General features: G+C 70.6%; 15 protein-coding genes, 1 tRNA gene and 1 pseudogene. 10 read left to right on the forward strand and 7 right to left on the reverse strand.

What is annotated here, in order from left to right; translation table 11 throughout:
- Positions 1 to 41 precede the first annotated feature (41 nt).
- Both WAB15_RS22020 and WAB15_RS22025 read right to left on the reverse strand, forming a co-directional pair.
- Positions 42 to 247, reverse strand: a pseudogene (locus WAB15_RS22020) (NUDIX hydrolase); the annotation flags it as partial.
- A gap of 119 nt (positions 248 to 366) precedes the next feature.
- Positions 367 to 1044, reverse strand: coding sequence for a GAP family protein (locus tag WAB15_RS22025; protein ID WP_407287289.1), 678 nt, complete (start codon positions 1042 to 1044; stop codon positions 367 to 369).
- A gap of 580 nt (positions 1045 to 1624) precedes the next feature.
- Between WAB15_RS22025 and WAB15_RS22030 the strand changes: the two genes are divergently transcribed.
- From WAB15_RS22030 to WAB15_RS22040, 3 genes are all read left to right on the forward strand, one after another.
- Entirely contained in the window at positions 1625 to 2215 is a 591-nt protein-coding gene (locus WAB15_RS22030; RefSeq protein WP_407287290.1) for a hypothetical protein, read from the forward strand.
- 117 nt (positions 2216 to 2332) lie between these two features.
- Positions 2333 to 3685 carry a Dyp-type peroxidase gene (locus WAB15_RS22035; RefSeq protein ID WP_407287291.1) on the forward strand — a complete coding sequence of 451 codons (1353 nt, stop codon included), beginning with the start codon at positions 2333 to 2335 and terminating at the stop codon, positions 3683 to 3685.
- A gap of 54 nt (positions 3686 to 3739) precedes the next feature.
- Positions 3740 to 4864 (forward strand): catalase family protein, encoded by a 1125-nt coding sequence (locus tag WAB15_RS22040; protein ID WP_407287292.1) that lies wholly within the window; start codon positions 3740 to 3742, stop codon positions 4862 to 4864.
- 301 nt (positions 4865 to 5165) lie between these two features.
- Here WAB15_RS22040 and WAB15_RS22045 read toward each other — a convergent pair whose 3' ends face one another.
- From WAB15_RS22045 to WAB15_RS22055, 3 genes are all read right to left on the reverse strand, one after another.
- On the reverse strand, positions 5166 to 5471 hold the full coding sequence (locus WAB15_RS22045; protein WP_407289267.1) for a tyrosine-type recombinase/integrase: 306 nt from the start codon (positions 5469 to 5471) through the stop codon (positions 5166 to 5168).
- A gap of 130 nt (positions 5472 to 5601) precedes the next feature.
- Positions 5602 to 5817, reverse strand: coding sequence for a hypothetical protein (locus WAB15_RS22050; protein WP_407287293.1), 216 nt, complete (start codon positions 5815 to 5817; stop codon positions 5602 to 5604).
- Positions 5818 to 6210: 393 nt separating this feature from the next.
- Positions 6211 to 7137 carry a 4-hydroxy-tetrahydrodipicolinate synthase family protein gene (locus WAB15_RS22055; protein ID WP_407287294.1) on the reverse strand — a complete coding sequence of 309 codons (927 nt, stop codon included), beginning with the start codon at positions 7135 to 7137 and terminating at the stop codon, positions 6211 to 6213.
- A 71-nt stretch (positions 7138 to 7208) separates the two neighbouring features.
- Between WAB15_RS22055 and WAB15_RS22060 the strand changes: the two genes are divergently transcribed.
- A complete protein-coding gene (locus WAB15_RS22060) occupies positions 7209 to 8129 on the forward strand; it encodes a LysR substrate-binding domain-containing protein (RefSeq protein WP_407287295.1) in 921 nt (306 codons plus the stop codon).
- Between the two features lie 172 nt (positions 8130 to 8301).
- Positions 8302 to 8375 (forward strand) — tRNA-Met (locus tag WAB15_RS22065).
- Between the two features lie 56 nt (positions 8376 to 8431).
- Here the strand turns inward: WAB15_RS22065 and WAB15_RS22070 are convergent.
- Positions 8432 to 9223, reverse strand: a complete 792-nt coding sequence (locus WAB15_RS22070; RefSeq protein WP_407287296.1) for an NAD(P)H-dependent oxidoreductase — start codon at positions 9221 to 9223, stop codon at positions 8432 to 8434.
- A gap of 128 nt (positions 9224 to 9351) precedes the next feature.
- Here WAB15_RS22070 and WAB15_RS22075 point away from each other — a divergent pair, with 128 nt between their 5' ends.
- From WAB15_RS22075 to WAB15_RS22085, 3 genes are all read left to right on the forward strand, one after another.
- Positions 9352 to 10431, forward strand: coding sequence for a GlxA family transcriptional regulator (locus tag WAB15_RS22075; RefSeq protein ID WP_407287297.1), 1080 nt, complete (start codon positions 9352 to 9354; stop codon positions 10429 to 10431).
- Between the two features lie 225 nt (positions 10432 to 10656).
- Entirely contained in the window at positions 10657 to 11535 is an 879-nt protein-coding gene (locus WAB15_RS22080) for a DUF2797 domain-containing protein (RefSeq protein ID WP_407289268.1), read from the forward strand.
- A gap of 206 nt (positions 11536 to 11741) precedes the next feature.
- Positions 11742 to 12617, forward strand: a complete 876-nt coding sequence (locus WAB15_RS22085; protein WP_407287298.1) for an amidohydrolase family protein — start codon at positions 11742 to 11744, stop codon at positions 12615 to 12617.
- Positions 12618 to 12666: 49 nt separating this feature from the next.
- Here the strand turns inward: WAB15_RS22085 and WAB15_RS22090 are convergent, their stop codons facing one another.
- Positions 12667 to 13221 carry an NADPH-dependent FMN reductase gene (locus tag WAB15_RS22090; protein WP_407287299.1) on the reverse strand — a complete coding sequence of 185 codons (555 nt, stop codon included), beginning with the start codon at positions 13219 to 13221 and terminating at the stop codon, positions 12667 to 12669.
- A gap of 390 nt (positions 13222 to 13611) precedes the next feature.
- Here WAB15_RS22090 and WAB15_RS22095 point away from each other — a divergent pair, with 390 nt between their 5' ends.
- A complete protein-coding gene (locus WAB15_RS22095; protein ID WP_399146078.1) occupies positions 13612 to 14313 on the forward strand; it encodes a response regulator transcription factor in 702 nt (233 codons plus the stop codon).
- A 65-nt stretch (positions 14314 to 14378) separates the two neighbouring features.
- Positions 14379 to 15878, forward strand: coding sequence for a sensor histidine kinase (locus tag WAB15_RS22100; RefSeq protein ID WP_407287300.1), 1500 nt, complete (start codon positions 14379 to 14381; stop codon positions 15876 to 15878).
- Positions 15879 to 16022 lie beyond the last annotated feature (144 nt).

A 16022-nucleotide genomic window follows, 5' to 3' on the forward strand; every position in this document is an offset into this window, starting at 1 on the left:
GCAGCGACGGCAACGGCCTCCGGGACACGCTGCGGTGCCCCTCAGCGAATCGATTCGTCCATCAGCACGTACAGGACGCGACGAGCGAACCACTGCTGACGATCTCCCGACGGTCGATTATGCCTCGCACGTCGGCAAGCGGGATCCATTCGATGCGGTCGGACTCGTTCTTCTCCGTCGGAGGCCCAACGTAGGTCGCACTGTCGGGGCGAAAGACGTAGTGCCGCGAGTCCGTGATCCCGTTCGCTATGCGTCTTTCAGTGCATGAAATGCGCCCCGCTCGTCTGGTGGCCCCACCATTTCAGACGAGGTTGCCGCCGTGACTGCCGTGTGATCGGACCACACCGCCACGCGTGGGCAAGCTCGTCAGGAGACGAGGATGGAAATGCCGTCTCCGAGCAGTTTCAACCCGAGAACGAAGAACAGGACCGCCATCACGGCGACGTTGTGCTGGGCTGCCCAGTCTTTCCAATTGCCGAGCGTGGTTTTCGCTCGCTCTCCTCCGATGAGGAAGACTCCCAGTGGGGCCAGCAGGCCGAGGGTGGCGATCAGGACGAAGATCGCCAGCGACGCGATCTGCTGCCCGACCGGCAGTCCGGCCGAGCCGATCGAGGCGCCCGCGGCGATGGTCAGCGGGGCGTTCTTGGCGTTGAGCGCGGCCAGGGCCAGTCCGAGTCCGAAGACCTTGACCGGTGTGAGGCGGTCGATCGCGCCCATCCACTTCGGCAGCTGGGCCTCCGAGGGATCCTTCGGGCGCCGGTGCCACTGCCGGGCACCGAAGAGGACCAGGAGCACGCCCAAACCGAGCTTGAGAGCTCCCACCCAGGTGGCCGGGTGATGGTGGGCCGAGGCACCTGCAGGGGAAGCGATCGCCAGCATCACCGCACCCAGCACCGAAAGTCCCAGGATCCAGCCGACGGCGAACAGCTGTCCATTGAGACGTCCCCGAGGCGTGGCGAGAACGAGGATCATTGCGATGATCGGCAGCGGGCTGATCGCAACGCCGGCCGCAAGACCCAGCACGTCACCGAGAACTTTGCCCATGGTTACCTCCAGGGTGGGCCCGGGCGATGATCAGGTCGAGCCAGGCTTGGCGGGAGATGGGTGCTCCGATCGCCTGGGCGGGCACCCGCGGGTCTGTTGTGTGCGTGCCCCGGGCCCGGTGCGGTCGCCGCATCCCCGGAAGCACCCCGCTGAACGGCGAACTCCCCGGAGATCAGCACCCGCCCTGCACCCGTCCGAACGCTCCGGACGGCTGAGCGCTTGCATGACGCGAACGCGCTCACAGTGCGGCCGGGACGGCGCCAGGGTGCAGCGGCGGACTGTTACGCGGCTGACGACGCCGTACTCGGGAATCCCCTCTCATATTCCTGCATCGTTGCGGATCTGTCGTCGCGAGCTCCTTGGAACGCGAGGCCCCGTCCTGTTGCGTGCCGGCCACCCGCTGTGCTGCCTTCCCGGAACTGGAGAAGCCAGCCGGCACCCGAGGCCGCTTTCCGCATCCCCCAGAGCCGGAGATGCGAGGGGGCACATGGGCAGTGAGGATGAAGAGGTGAGGGCAATGGCGCCTCATGTTTGAGCGCTTGGCGACTCTCGCGCCGATTCGTGCCAGGAGGGCCTCACGATGACTGCGACGACAGGTGCAGCCCAGCCGGCTCAGCCCGAGCGCCCGGGCAGGTCGGATGGGGTCTGCAGCGAGTTCACCGTATTTACCAAGATCAAGCCGGGCGAGGCCGATGCATTGCGTGAGGACCTCGCCACGCTCTCCGACGCGACGAATGACGGGAGGGTCCATGCGGCGGTGCGCCAGATCGGCACCCTGCATGACGCACGGCATGTGATCTTCGACAATGACACCCGGTTCATGTTCGCCAGCGTCTTCGACGGCTCCTGGGACGCCTACATCGACGACTTCGCCAAGACGGTGGTCGGGGAGCGCTTCGACAAGGTCTTCTCGCACAGTGAAGGGTTCCCCGGCGTCACCGATCCAGGGGTGAAGGACTGGTTCGTCGCCCATCAGGCGCCCGCGGGTGTTTTCGTCAGCGCCTATCCCGACCTGACTGTTCAGCAGATCTTCAAGGACCACCGAGTGGATGAGGCGTTCGAGGAGATGCTGGACACCCCTGAGTTCCGGGCGGCGCTGGATAACCCGGCCAACGCGGAGTTGGTGGCCTCGCCTGCTTTCCAGAAGCTGATGGAGGAAGCCGCGGCTTAGAAGCCGGACACACCCAACCTCAGAGCCGACCCGGCTTCGGTGGACCGCGTCGGCGGACGCGCACCAGCCTCTGCCGGGCTGCCCAGGCAGAGACCCGATGTGGAGGCACAAGGGATCATGAACACGGCGGCAAGCAGCAGCGCGGCCGGTGTGCGCGTCGAGATCGACGACGTCCAGAGCGGGGCACTGCGTCCACGGCCCGTGCCGTACGAGGGAAAGTTCATCTTCCTGCGCGTCGATGACCGCCACGCAGGGCGCGCCCTGCTGCGGCGGCTGCTCCCGGTGACCCCGGGTGGTCTGCGCGGCGCGGACCGGAGCCAGGACGCCTGGGTGGCGGTGGCGTTCACCTACCAGGGACTGAAGGCTCTGGGGGTGCCCCAGGAGTCGTTGGACAGCTTTCCGCGGGCGTTTCGTGAGGGCATGGCCGCTCGGGCGGAGCGGATCGGTGACGTGGGCGAGAGTGCCCCGGCTCACTGGGAGGCACCGTTCGGAACGGGCGATGTCCATATCGCGTTGAGCGCCCTGTCCCCCGATGCGGCGCAGCTGGAGAGGGAGTTGGCGCGGGCGCGCGTCGCCTACGAGGACACGCCCGGTGTCCGGGTGATCTGGCAGCAGGAGGTCCACCAGCTCCCGACCGGGCGCACCACCTTCGGCTTCCGCGACGGCATCAGCCATCCGAACATCGAGGGCGTCGGCCTGCCCGGCTCCAACCCTCAGGAAGCCCCCATCAAGGCCGGCGAGTTCATCCTCGGCTACCCCGACGAAACCGGCAATCTGCCGTCCATGCCCAGCCCCGATGTGCTGGGGCGCAACGGGACCTACGCGGCCGTGCGCAAGGTCCACACCAAGGTGGCGGCCTGGCGGCAGTACCTGCGTGCGAACACCTCCAGCGCCGAGGAGGAGGCGCTCCTGGCGGCGAAGATGGTCGGGCGCTGGCCCAGCGGAGCGCCGCTGACCCTGACCCCGGACCACGATGACCCGGAGCTGGCGGCCGATCCGCACCGCGTCAACAACTTCCTGTACCGGGAGAACGACGATCGCGGCTTCCGGTGCCCCGCCGGTGCGCACATCCGGCGCACCAACCCCCGCGATTCCACCATCATCGGCGACGCACGGATGCACCGACTCATCCGCCGCGGCACCACCTACGGCCCACCGCTGCCCGAGGGCGTACTGGAAGACGACGGCGCCGACCGCGGCCTGGTCGGAGTCTTCATCGGCGCGCACCTAGAGCGGCAATTCGAATTCATCAAGGCCGAATGGGTCAACGACGGCAACTTCATCAGCCACCCCGGCGAGAAGGACCCGGTAGCCGGGCATCACGGCGGAACCGGCAGCGCCACCATCCCGGAGAAGCCGGTCCGGCGTCGCCTCCAGAACCTGCCCAGCTTCGTGGCCACCCGCGGCGGCGAGTACTGCTTCCTGCCGGGCCTGCGCGCCCTGCGCTGGCTTGCCGAACTGAAGGACTGAGGGCAATTCCTACCCCCTGAGGTCCCATCACGGTCTTCGAGAGAGGTCGAAGCCATGGCAACACAGTTCGTCCCCTACACGCTGGACGTCGAAGACGATGACCCGCACTTCGACCAGAACCTCCAGACGGTGATCGCAAAGACCGAGAGCTACATCACCGAGTCAGTGAAGACCGGTGGCACCGGACGGGCCCTGCGCGACGCCCACGCCAAGGGCTACGGGCTGGTCCGAGGGGAAGTGGAGATCCTGGACGGGCTTCCCCCCGAGTACGCCCAAGGCATCTACGCGACGCCGGGAACCCACGATGCGCTCATCCGCTTCTCCAACGGCTCGCCCTTCGCCGGAGCCGACGCGCGACTGGGCAGCGCCACCGGACTGGCACTGAAGATCTTCGGCATCGACGGCCCGACCCTGCTGGAAGACGAACCGGACACCGGCACCTTCGACTACGCCAACATCAACGCACCGATCTTCTTCTGCAATACAGTCGACCACTACCTGTTCATCCAGGAATTGTTCCTGAACGCGCCGGCCTACTTCTCCCAGGGCCGACCCGGCGCACATCGTTTCTTCACCGAGTTCGTCACCGGGAAAGGAACCCTCGACCAGGGCAACTGGGCATGGGACGAGTTCCTGGCCTTCCTCAGCCTGTCCAAGATCCCCCCGGTCAACGTACTGCTGTCAAGCTACTGGACCATGGGCGCCGTCCGGCACGGGGACTACATCGCCAAGGTGCGCATCGCCCCCGACCCGCACTCCGCCGCAGCAGTGGTCCGGCGCACTATCGACACGACCTCCGCACCGGAGGTCTTCCGACCGGCCCTGCAAGCCGAGCTGCAGGAGCGGCCCTACGCCTTCGACATCCAGGTCCAGCTCTGCACCGACCTGGAGCGCATGCCCGTGGAGGACGTCACCGTGGAGTGGCCCGAGCAACTGTCGCCGCTCGTCACGGTGGCCAAGCTGCGGCTGCCGCAGCAGGACATCTCAGGCCCGGACAACCTGGAGAAGATGGACGCACTGTCCTTCACACCCTGGCGGGTCACCGCCGAGCACGCACCCCTGGGCAACATCATGCGGGCCCGCAAGGAGGTCTACCGGCATTCCTCCATCGCGCGCCACAAGCTCAACCAGCAGCCCCGCACAGAGCCCCGCAGCGCCGACGAGGTATTTGGTGCTTGACCCGGCCCACCGCCGCAAACATGCGACAACCAAGGTGGCTGGCCCTCACGGCCAGCTGTCGTCCACGGCCTGGCCATGAGACGAGCATGAGGCGGTCGCGGAGGCCAGCCACGCCAGCAGAGGTGGCTTGGCGCCCTCGCAGCGTACGTATGCGCTGTCGCCGTTGCAGTGAGGCTACTGCTCACAGCTGACGGCAGCTCCGACGGCAACGACGACACACAGACGCGCATGATCGCTAACCTGAGCGACCGAAGCTTGAGGCTGTCTGCGCTCCTCATGGCGTGGTGCCCGATCCTACGGATCAGAAGGTTGCAGGTTCGAATCCTGCCGAGCGCACAGCAGGCCAGAGGCCCCGTCGAGAGATCGACGGGGCCTCTGGTGTTTGTGGTGATGGGTCCACGGTCACGCGGATCGAGCTGTGGCTCAGGACTTTCCTGATCATGCGGGCATCGGCGCCCTGCTCGTGGAGCAGTGACGGGCACGTGTGGCGCAGGTCATGAAAGCGGACTCTTCGGACCTCGGCACGGGCGCACAGCGCCTCGAAGCACCGGTTCAGGTTCCGCGGCTCGATGGGCGTTCTGTTCTTCGTGGTGTCGGGGATGTGCAGCCGCGATGGCCGTCCCTACGGTCTCGGGTGGCCGTCGCGACGTGCTTCGCCCGGGGCGGACTGCCGATGAAGTGGCAAATCGGCCGAGGAGTCCGCTGTCAGCGGTGATGCCGTGAGGAGTGGGGCGTTGTCACGTGTGTGCCGTTGTGCCGTTGTGCCCTCGGCTGGGGTCGGTCTCGGTGGTCTGAGGTGCGGCGGAGAGGGTGAAGGAGAGGAGGGCTGTGGCGGTGAAGTCGTCGGCGGATTCGACCGTCTGCCAGGCGCCCACGTGGTCCATGTAGCCGTGGCCGTCGAAGGCGGCGAAGGGGTTGCCCTGGCCGGTCGGGCACTTGCGCATGGTGGGCAAGGAGTTGAGGTCCTTGAGCTGCGAAGGGGGACCCCCATGTGTGGGCGCCCAGCGTCCAGTTGCGCTGCTGGGTGGCGAACGCCTCGTAGTGGGAGTCCCCGGTCACACGGTGGTACAGCTGCGCGGTGGCGGCCAGGCCGAAGGCGTGGGGTACGGAGTCGAAGTCGGTGTAGACGGCTCCGGCCCGGAACGGGTCGCGGGCCGCACGGGAACTGCCGTCGTCGAGCTGCCGCTTGAGGTCGTCGACGAGTTGGACGCGGGTCACCTCGGCGCTCGGGGCGTCGGCGGCGGCGTCGAGCAGTTTGGCGAGGTCGGCGTGGGCGGGTGCGCTGACGTCGCCGAGCAGGTTTCCATCGGAGTCCACCGGATTCCCCCAGGGCCCACGGGCCGGTGTCAGGCCGCGGCCCCTTGGCGGGCTTGGTGGGTCCGGTCGGTGGCCAGGGCCGCCGCCCGCCGGACCGAATCGGCGGAGGCGGCCAGCAGCGGCAACCGGACGGCCGGGCTGGGGATACGGCCCTGTGCGTGCAGCACCCCCTTGATCACGGTCGGGTTCGGCTCGGCGAAGAGCGCGGCGGACAGCCGGGCCAGCTCGGCTCCCAGCCGGCGGGCCGGTCCGGCGGCGTCGCGCCGCCACAGCGAGATCAGCTCGGCGTAGTCGGCGGTGCGGACATTGGCCGACGCCAGGATGCCGCCGTCGGCGCCCGCCGCGAGCAGCGGCGAGATGACGGCGTCGTCGCCGCCGAGCACCGCGAAGCCCGGCGCCGGCGAGCCGAGCAGTTCCATCGCGGCCGCGTCGATCGCGCCGGTCGCGTACTTGACCCCGACGACCGCCGGCAGGTGCCCGAGCGCGTCCAGCGTGCCGGTGCTGAGGGTCTGGCCGGTGCGGTACGGGATGTCGTAGACGACCAGCGGCAGGCCGCCGTGCTCGGCGAGCGCCGTGAAGTGCGCCAGCGTCCCCGCCTCGCCGGGCCGGGTGTAGGGCGGCGCGGGAACCAGCGCCGCGGCGACGTCACCGCTCTGAGCGAGCTCCCGCAGCGACGTGATGGCGGCGGCGGTGTCGTTGGTGCCGACGCCGACGATCAGCGGAGCCCCGTGTGCCCGGCAGGCGGCCGCGCACACGCGGACCACGGCCCGCTTCTCCTCGGCGGTCAGCACGGCCGCCTCCGCGGTGGTGCCGAGGGCAACGAGTCCGCGAGCACCGCCGACCGACAGCGCCTCGTCGGCGAGGCGGGCGAGGGCGTCCGGGGCGAGGCGCAGGTCGTCGGTGAACGGGGTCACCAAGGGGACAAACAGGCCGGTGAGGATCGCATCGGGCTTCATGCCCCCAGCCTGTCCCACACGGACCCAGTAGATCCATTTCGCATTCCTACGCTGATACGTAAGCTCACCTTATGCTCGATGTTCGACGTCTCCACCTGCTGCGCGAACTGGACCGGCGCGGCACCATCGCGGCCGTGGCCGAGGCGCTGACCTTCACCGCCTCGGCCGTCTCCCAGCAGCTGGGCGTGCTGGAGCGCGAGGCGGGCGTGCCCCTGCTGGAACGCAGCGGCAGACGGGTGGTGCTCACCCCCGCGGGCCGCACCCTCGTCACCCACGCCGACGCCGTCCTCGAACGCCTCGAACTGGCGGTCTCGGAGCTGGCCGGGGCGCGCGAGGGCATCGGCGGGCCGCTGCGGATCGGGACGTTTCCCTCCGGCGGCCCCGCGATCGTGCCCGCCACGCTGGCCGAGCTTGCCCGGCGGCATCCCGCGCTGGAACCGATGGTGCAGGAGATCGACTCGGCGCGGGTCTCCGACGGCCTGCGCGCCGGCGAACTCGACGTGGCCCTCGTCCACGACTACGACTTCGTGCCCGCGTCACCGGACACCACGGTCGACCAGGTGCCCCTGCTGAAGGAGCCGATGTACCTGGCCACCGACAGCGCTCCCGCAGCCGGTGCCGCCACCCGCGGCGACACGCTGGCGGAGCTGCTCGGACCGTGGGCCACGTCCCCGTGGATCACGGCCCGGGACGGCACGACCGGTCACGCGATGGCCGTACGCGCCTGTCAGGCGGCCGGTTTCCAGCCGCGCATCCGCCATCAGGTCAACGACTTCCGTACGGTCCTGGCGCTGGCCGCCATCGGGCAAGGTGCCGGATTCGTACCGAAGATGGCCACTGCGCACGCCCCTGACGGCGTGGTCCTGACCCGGCTGCCCCTCTTCCGCCGCTCGAAGGTCGCCTTCCGCTCGGGCGGCGGCACGCACCCGGCGATCGGCGCGTTCGTGGCGGCGGCGCGAACAGCGGTGGGCTCCACGGGGGGTGCCGCCTAGGTGTGCTGTCCCGGCAACCTTGACGGCAACGACGGCTCACGGAGGCTGCCAGTGGCAGAGAGCGGTACACGGGGCGGTGCGGGTGTCGGGGGGCGTGGGCGGGGCGTGCCGGGGTGGTTCGGGGAAACGATTAGGCATTGGGGCGAGAGTCGCGTAGTGTTCGGGGAACCGACGCGGGGTGGAGCAGCTCGGTAGCTCGCTGGGCTCATAACCCAGAGGTCGCAGGTTCAAATCCTGTCCCCGCTACTGATGCCGTAGGCCCAGTGGATTCAGATCCGCTGGGCCTACGGCCTTTTTTGCGTTCAGTCGTGGGTCGGGGGTGGCGGGGCGGTGTAGTGGGCGGCCGGGCCGGTGGGGGTCGGGGCCAGGTGAGGGTGCAGGAGGAGGCCGTCGTCGTAGTCGCCGGTGTTCTGGTGCCGGAAGCGGAGCGGCTCGGTGGTGGGGAGGGTGCGCAGGCGCTCCCGTAGGCGGGCGGCGGCGGTCCCGTAGGCGGTGGGGGCGGCGCGGTCCGCACCGGGGATCAGGAGGGGCGGGACGACGGAGACCCCGGTGTACCAGAGGGTGCCGTGCTGGAGGGGGAAGAGGAGGTCGTTGAGGTCGCCGTTGACGCCGCGCGGGCCGAGGGTCGCGGCGCGGGCGCCGGCGGTGGTGATGACCATGGCGCGCTTACCGGTGAGTCGGCCGTCGCCGTAGCGGCGGGGGCGGCCGGTGGCGGGGTCGGTGAGGCCGAAGGCGAAGCCCTTGACGAAGACGCGGTCGAACCAGCCCTTGAGGATGGCCGGCATTCCGTACCACCAGAGGGGGAACTGGATGATCAGAGTGTCCGCCCAGGTGAGCTTCTGCTGTTCGGAGGCGATGTCGGGGCTCAAGTGGCCGTTGGCGTAGGCGCGTTCGGAGGCCTCGCCGACCAGTAGGCGGTCGGTCGGGTCGTGGTCGTAGTCGGGGGCGTCGACCACCGGGTTCCACTTCATGGCGTACAGGTCGGAGACGCGGTACTGGTGGCCGTGGGATTCGAGGGTGCGCAGGCCCTCCGTCTTGAGGGCGCCGCTCAGGGAGCGCTGGTCGGGGTGCGCGAACAGCCAGAGGACCTTCATGGCGTCCACTGTCCGGGGTGAGCGGGGCGGCGCACGAGTGGCCGGATGGTCATAGAGTGCAAGGATCAGGCCATGGGGTGCGGGGCGTGGGGGTCGGCCCATGGGATGTGGGGCGAGAGAGGTGCGTGATGGGTGTGGGTGGCGTGAGTGGTGTGACGGGTGTGAGTGGTGTGGTGGAGGGGGCTGCTGAAGGTGGTGAGGGGCGGCGGCATCGGGTGGCCGTGTTGGTGCGGGACGGGATGCTGCCGATCGAGGTGGGGATCGTGCACCGGATCTTCGGGGAGGCCCGGTCGGCCGCCGGGGAGCCGCTGTACGAGCTGGTGACCTGCGCGCTGAGGCCCGGGGAGGTACGTACGGACACCGACTTCACGGTGAACGTCGCGCACGGTCCGGAGGCGCTGGCGGAGGCCGACACCGTGGTCGTACCGGCGGCCAACGCGGACTACGGACCGGGGGAGGAGCAGTGTGCCGGGCGGCTGGGCGCGGAGCTGGCCGACGCGCTGCGGCGGATCCGGCCCGGGACCCGGGTCGCGTCGATCTGCACGGGGGCGTTCGTGCTGGCCGCGGCCGGGCTGCTGGACGGGCGGCGGGCGACCACGCACTGGCGGTCGGTGGACGACTTCCGCCGGCTGTTCCCGGCCGTCGAGCTGGACGCGGAGGTGCTGTACACGGACGAGGGGGATGTGCTGACGGCGGCCGGGGTCGCCTCGGGGATCGATCTGTGTCTGCACATGGTCCGGTGTGACCACGGGGCGGCGGTGGCCAATGATGTCGCGCGGCGGACGGTCGTGCCGCCTCACCGGGAGGGCGGTCAGGCGCAGTACATCCGGCGGCCGATGGCGGAGCCGCAGGTGTCCTCCACGGGGGCGGCGCGGGCCTGGGCGCTGGAGCACCTGGACCGGCCGCTGAGCCTGCGGGAGCTGGCGGCGCGGGAGGCGATGAGCGTACGGACCTTCACCCGGCGCTTCCGGGAGGAGGTCGGGGTCTCGCCGCTGCAGTGGCTGACCCAGCAACGGATCGAGCGGGCACGGCAGTTGCTGGAGGAGACGGAGCTGACGGTGGACCGGATCGCGGCGGAGGCGGGCTTCGGGACGGCGGCCTCGCTGCGTGCGCATCTCCAGTCGGCGTTGGGGGTGTCGCCGCGGGCGTATCGGAGCACCTTTCGAGGGGCTGGGGCCGGTAGCGGTAGGGGTGGGCTGGTGGCGTGAGCTTGGGGGACCGGCGCGGCCCGGGGGCTGGGCGGGCGGCGACGGGTGCGATGGCGGGACGTTGTCAGTGGGCGGTCGTACGCTGGCGATGTGTGGCGGTGTACGGGACCTCGCTGGTCAGGCGGCGGGTCGGGTAGGCGGACGGGGTCGGTGCCGGGGCCGGAGGGGCCGTTCGGGCAGCGGCTCGGCTGGTACTGCGCCGAGCGGGGCGAGGAGCGGGTCAGCATGCTCCCCGCGGGCAAACGGCTGGCGTTCGCCGCGCAGGGTGAGCGGCGCTGCCTGGGGGTGCGGCGGGCCGGGGGCTGGATCGTCTGCCCGTATGCGGCGGTGCTCGACGGTGCGAGCGCCAAGGACCAGTGCGCGCGCTGTGCGCAGCTGGACCGCTCGCGGTCGGTGGCCGCCGACACCATGGCCGACGATCCGCGTCCGTACGGCGTCTATCTCGCGTACTTCGGTCCCGGTCTGCTCAAGGCGGGGATCACGGCCGCCGAGCGCGGTTCGGCGCGCCTGGTGGAGCAGGGCGCCATCGCGTACGCCTGGCTGGGGCGCGGGCCCTTGATGGCGGCGCGGCGGGCGGAGGCGCTGCTGGGGAGCGCGCTGGCGGTGCCCGACCGGTTCGCGAAGGCGGCGAAGCGGGCGGCGCGCGGGGCGTTGCCGCCCGTATCTGAGCGGGCCGCCGAACTGGCCCAACTGCACCGCAGAGCACGAGAACTGGCGGGCTGGCCGGAGGCGCTGGAGCCGGTGGCGTTCGCCTGTACGGACCATACGGAGCTGTTCGGGCTCGGCCGTGTTCCGCCTGAGGTGGCGGAGCTGGGCGGGATGACGGCGGGTGCGGAGATCGTGGGGGAGGTGCTGGCCGGGGTGGGCTCGGATGTGTATCTGCGGCTGGCCGGGGAGGCGGTCGGAGAGGCCGGGGGAGGGGCGGCTGAGGTGGTCGGCGGAGCGGCCGGTGGCGAGGCTGGTGGGGTGGTTGCGGTGCTGGATGCCAGGGGGCTGTCGGGGTGGGTGTTGGGGGCCGCCTCGGGGCGGGTGACGACCGTTCCGGTCCGGGCGGCGGCATCCCGGATGAGGGAGCGGGAGGGGGAGCAGGAGGGTTTGTTCTGATCCGCGGGAGGGTGGGCAGGCCAGGCAGGGGCAGGGGCAGGGCTTGTCGGGGACTGGTGGAACTAGTGGGCTGGTGGGCCGCAGTGGCGCCAGTGGGCCGGACTGGCACTGGTGGGCCTGGTGGAGGGCCTGGTAGGGCTGGTAGGTCTGGAAGTGGGTGGCCTGCGAGAGGGCAGGAAGCGTCGGGGAGTCGGGGAGGGGCCGCAGTGGCGGACGGTGATGAGCGGGTCGGTGCGTTCTGGCGGGGATTGGGGCTTCCGGGGCTGATCGATGTGCATACCCACTTCATGCCGGCGCGGGTGATGGCGAAGGTCTGGGCGTACTTCGACGCCGCCGGGCCGCTGGTGGGCCGACGATGGCCGATCGAGTACCGCTTGGAGGAGGACGAGCGGCTGGCGGTGCTGCGCGGCTTCGGCGTACGGGCGTTCACGTCGATGATCTATCCCCACAAGCCGGGGATGGCGCAGTGGCTCAACGGATGGGCCGCCGAGTTCGCGGCCCGTACGCCCGACTGCCTGCGGACCGCGACGTTCTTCCCGGAGGAGGCGGCCGCGGCCTATGTCCGGGACGAACTGGCCGACGGGGTACGGGTCTTCAAGGCGCATGTGCAGGTGGGGGCGTACGACCCGGCCGATGCGCTGCTCGACCCGGTGTGGGGCCCCGTGGCGGAGGCGGGTGTGCCGGTGGTCGTCCACTGCGGGTCGGGGCCCGTGCCGGGGAAGCACACCGGGCCCGAGCCGATCGCGCGGCTGCTGGCCCGACACCCTCGACTGCGGTTGATCATCGCGCATATGGGGATGCCGGAGTACGCCGACTTCCTGGACCTCGCGCAGCGCTATCCGGGTGTGCACCTCGATACGACGATGGCCTTCACGGACTTCTCCGAGCGGGACGCACCCTTTCCGCGAGCGGAACGCGGCCGGCTCGCGGACCTCGGCGACCGGGTGCTGTTCGGCAGCGACTTCCCCAACATCCCCTACGGGTACGCCCATGCGCTGGAGGCGCTGACCCCGTTGGAGCTGGGGGAGGAGTGGCTGCGGGGGGTCTGTTACGGGAATGCGGCGCGGCTGTTCGGCGTGTGAGGGGGCGGGCGGGCAGGGCCCGGGGCTCGAGACCGGATCCCCCGGTGCCTCAGGCCGGATCAGGGGTGGACGGGACGGTGACGGCCGCGGCGAGGTGAGCCATGGCTGTCGCCAGGTCGGCGAGGGTGGGCTCGTCCGTGACCCGTTCGGCGGCGGCGTCGATCTTCGGGCCGATGGCGGGGACTTCACGGCAGGCGGCCGTGACGACCTCGCCGGTCATCATGCGCAGGGTCTCGCGGAGCTGGGCGTTGGCGTGGTCGCCGCCGGTGGGGAACGGGGAGGCGGTGAGCACCGCGACCGGCTTGTGGACGCATTCGCCGCTGCTGACCAGCCAGTCGAGCGCGTTCTTGAGGACGCCGGGGACCCCATGTGCGTACTCGGGGCTGACGAGGAGCAGCGCATCGGCGGCCGCAACGGCCTTGCGCAGGGCGGCGACGGGGGCGGGGGGAGTGGCGTCCTCGCCGTCCAGATCGGGGTTGAAGTGCGGCAGCGCGCCGATGTCCGCGGTGGCGGCCGGCCCGTCCCAGAAGCCGAGGGCGGAACGCAGTACCGCCCCGTTGGACGAGCGGGCTCGCAGGCTGCCGGAGAGGGCGATGAGTCTCATGGAGGTGACGGTAACGGGGTGGGGCGGAGCGCGGGCGGGGAGGGGCCGTGGGACAGGGAAAGTACTGGTCAGGGGGATTGTCAGTGGTGGGTGCGAGGCTGGGGAAGTGGTGATCGACGTGGACCGCGCGGGGGGCGGACCAGGTCCGTTGCGGCGGGGACAGGGGGATAGCGGCACGGGGGAGGTGGCTTCTCGCGAGATGCGCGGACTGGGTTCTCGGGAGACACCCGAAGCGGTTTCTCAGGAGATTCACAGAAAGGGGAAAGGAAGCTCTCACGGGGGTGGGTCAAGCTCTGCGGCATGACCGTGACTTCGTCGTCCTCAGCCTCCCTTCGTGCGCCGGCAGCGGCCTCGTCTTCCAGGGGCGCGCCCGGGAAGCAGCCGGAGCTGTTGCGGGCCGACGGCAGCCCCGTACGGGTGCTGGTCGTGGACGACGAGTCCTCGCTCGCCGATCTGCTGTCGCTCGCGCTGCGCTACGAGGGCTGGGACATCCGGTCGGAGGGGGACGGCGCGGGTGCGCTGCGCAGCGCCCGCAGCTGGCGGCCGGACGCGGTGCTGCTGGACGTCATGCTGCCCGACATGGACGGCCTGACGGTGCTCGGGCGACTGCGGCGTGAACTCCCGGACGTGCCGGTGCTGTTCCTGACCGCCAAGGACGCGGTCGAGGACCGGATCGCCGGGCTCACGGCGGGGGGCGACGACTACGTCACCAAGCCGTTCAGCCTGGAAGAGGTGGTGGCGCGACTGCGGGGCCTGCTGCGGCGGGCCGGGGCGGCCGCAGCACGCAGCGAATCGCGGTTGACCGTGGGTGATCTGGTGCTCGACGAGGACAGTCATGAGGTGTGGCGGGACGGCCGGGAGATCCATCTGACGGCCACCGAGTTCGAGTTGCTGCGCTATCTGATGCGCAATCCGCGGCGGGTACTGAGCAAGACGCAGATCCTCGACCGGGTCTGGAGCTATGACTTCGGCGGCCAAGCGAACGTCGTCGAGCTGTACATCTCGTATCTGCGGCGGAAGATCGACGCGGGGCGGGAGCCGATGATCCACACCCGGCGGGGTGCGGGCTACCTGATCAAGCCGGTCGGGTAAGGCGGGTGGTGAGCGGCAAGTCCCGTCCCCGTCCCCGGCGCCGTTGGTCGCTTCGGGCGCGGCTCGTGGTGTCGGCCGTCGCGCTGATCGCCGTCGTCGGGACCGTCATCGGAGTGGTGACGACGATCGCGCTGCACTCCTATCTGCAAGGGGATCTGGACAAGCAACTGGAGGGGTCCGTCGGGCGGGCGCAGGGGCTGCGGTCGCACGCTCCTCCGGGCGGCGGACCGCTCGACTTCGTGGCGATGGGGGGCCAGCCGCTGGGGACGGTGGGGGCGCTGGTCGGACCCGACGGCAGGGTCGACTTCGGTCAGAGGCTGAGCGATTCGAAGAGCCGGGATCCGCGCGAGGGATTGGCGTGGTTGACCCGGGGCCAGGTCAGGGCGCTGAACGCGGTGCCGCGGGACGGTAGGCCGCACACCGCTGAGATCCCCGGGCTCGGTGACTATCGCGTGCGGTCCACCAAGGACGGTTCGCTGCTGCTCGGACTGCCGCTCGGCCATGTCCAGGACACGGTCGGCAGGCTCGTGGTCATCGAGGAGTGTGTGACGGTCGCCGGGCTGGTCGCGGCCGGTATCGCCGGCTCCACCATGGTCGGCTTCGCACTGCGGCCGCTGCGCCGGGTCGCCGCCACCGCCACCCGTGTCTCCGAACTCCCGCTCCACCAGGGCGAGGTGGTGCTGCACGTCCGGGTGCCGGAGTCCGAGGCGGACGGGCGTACGGAGGTGGGACAGGTCGGTGCGGCGCTGAACCGGCTGCTGGGGCACGTCGGCTCGGCGCTCTCGGCCCGCCAGGAGAGCGAGATGCGGGTCCGGCGGTTCGTCGCCGACGCCAGCCATGAGCTGCGTACACCGCTGGCGTCGATCCGGGGCTATGCCGAGCTGACCCGGCGCGGGAACGAGCGGCCGGGGCCGGCGACCCGGCACGCCCTGGGGCGGATCGAGTCGGAGGCGGAGCGGATGACGGGGCTGGTGGAGGACCTGCTGCTGCTCGCCCGTCTCGACTCCGGGCGCCCGCTCTCGTACGAGAGCACTGATCTCTCGCCGTTGGTGGTGGATGCGGTCAGCGATGCGCGTGTGGCCGGGCCCGGCCACCGGTGGCGGTTGGAGCTGCCGGAAGAGCCGGCGTTGGTGTACGGCGATGGCGGCCGGCTGCACCAGATTCTGGTGAACCTGCTGGCCAACGCCCGTACGCACACTCCGGAGGGGACGACGGTCACGGCGCGGGTGCGCACCGCGGGGCAGGCGGGCGCGTACGGAGGCGTCGACGGTAGTGCCCCCAAGGGCGGCGGCGTTCGAGGCGGTGTCGTGCAGTTGGAGGTGCAGGACGACGGGCCCGGCATTCCGGCCGAGCTGCTCCCGCATGTCTTCGAGCGGTTCGCGCGCGGTGACGCCTCGCGCTCACGGGCCGCCGGAAGTACCGGCCTCGGGTTGGCGATCGTGCAGGCCGTGGTGGCCGCGCACGGCGGCACGGTCGAGGTCGCGAGCGTGCCGGGCCGGACGGTGTTCACGGTGACGCTCCCGGTGGCGCACTCCAGCGGCCGCCCGATCCTCGCCGTGGTGTGACCGGTACCGATCCTCGCCGTCGTGTGATCGGTACCGATCGTCGCTGTGGTGTGGTCCGCGCGGTGTGATCCCTGAGGCGGGTGTCCCGGATCTGATCTCTGCGGCGGCCCTCAGCGGGGGATCCGCCCGGTGCCACCGCGGACT

The sequence above is a fragment of the Streptomyces sirii genome (genome assembly GCF_045690365.1).
Taxonomy (GTDB): Bacteria; Actinomycetota; Actinomycetes; order Streptomycetales; family Streptomycetaceae; genus Streptomyces; species Streptomyces sirii.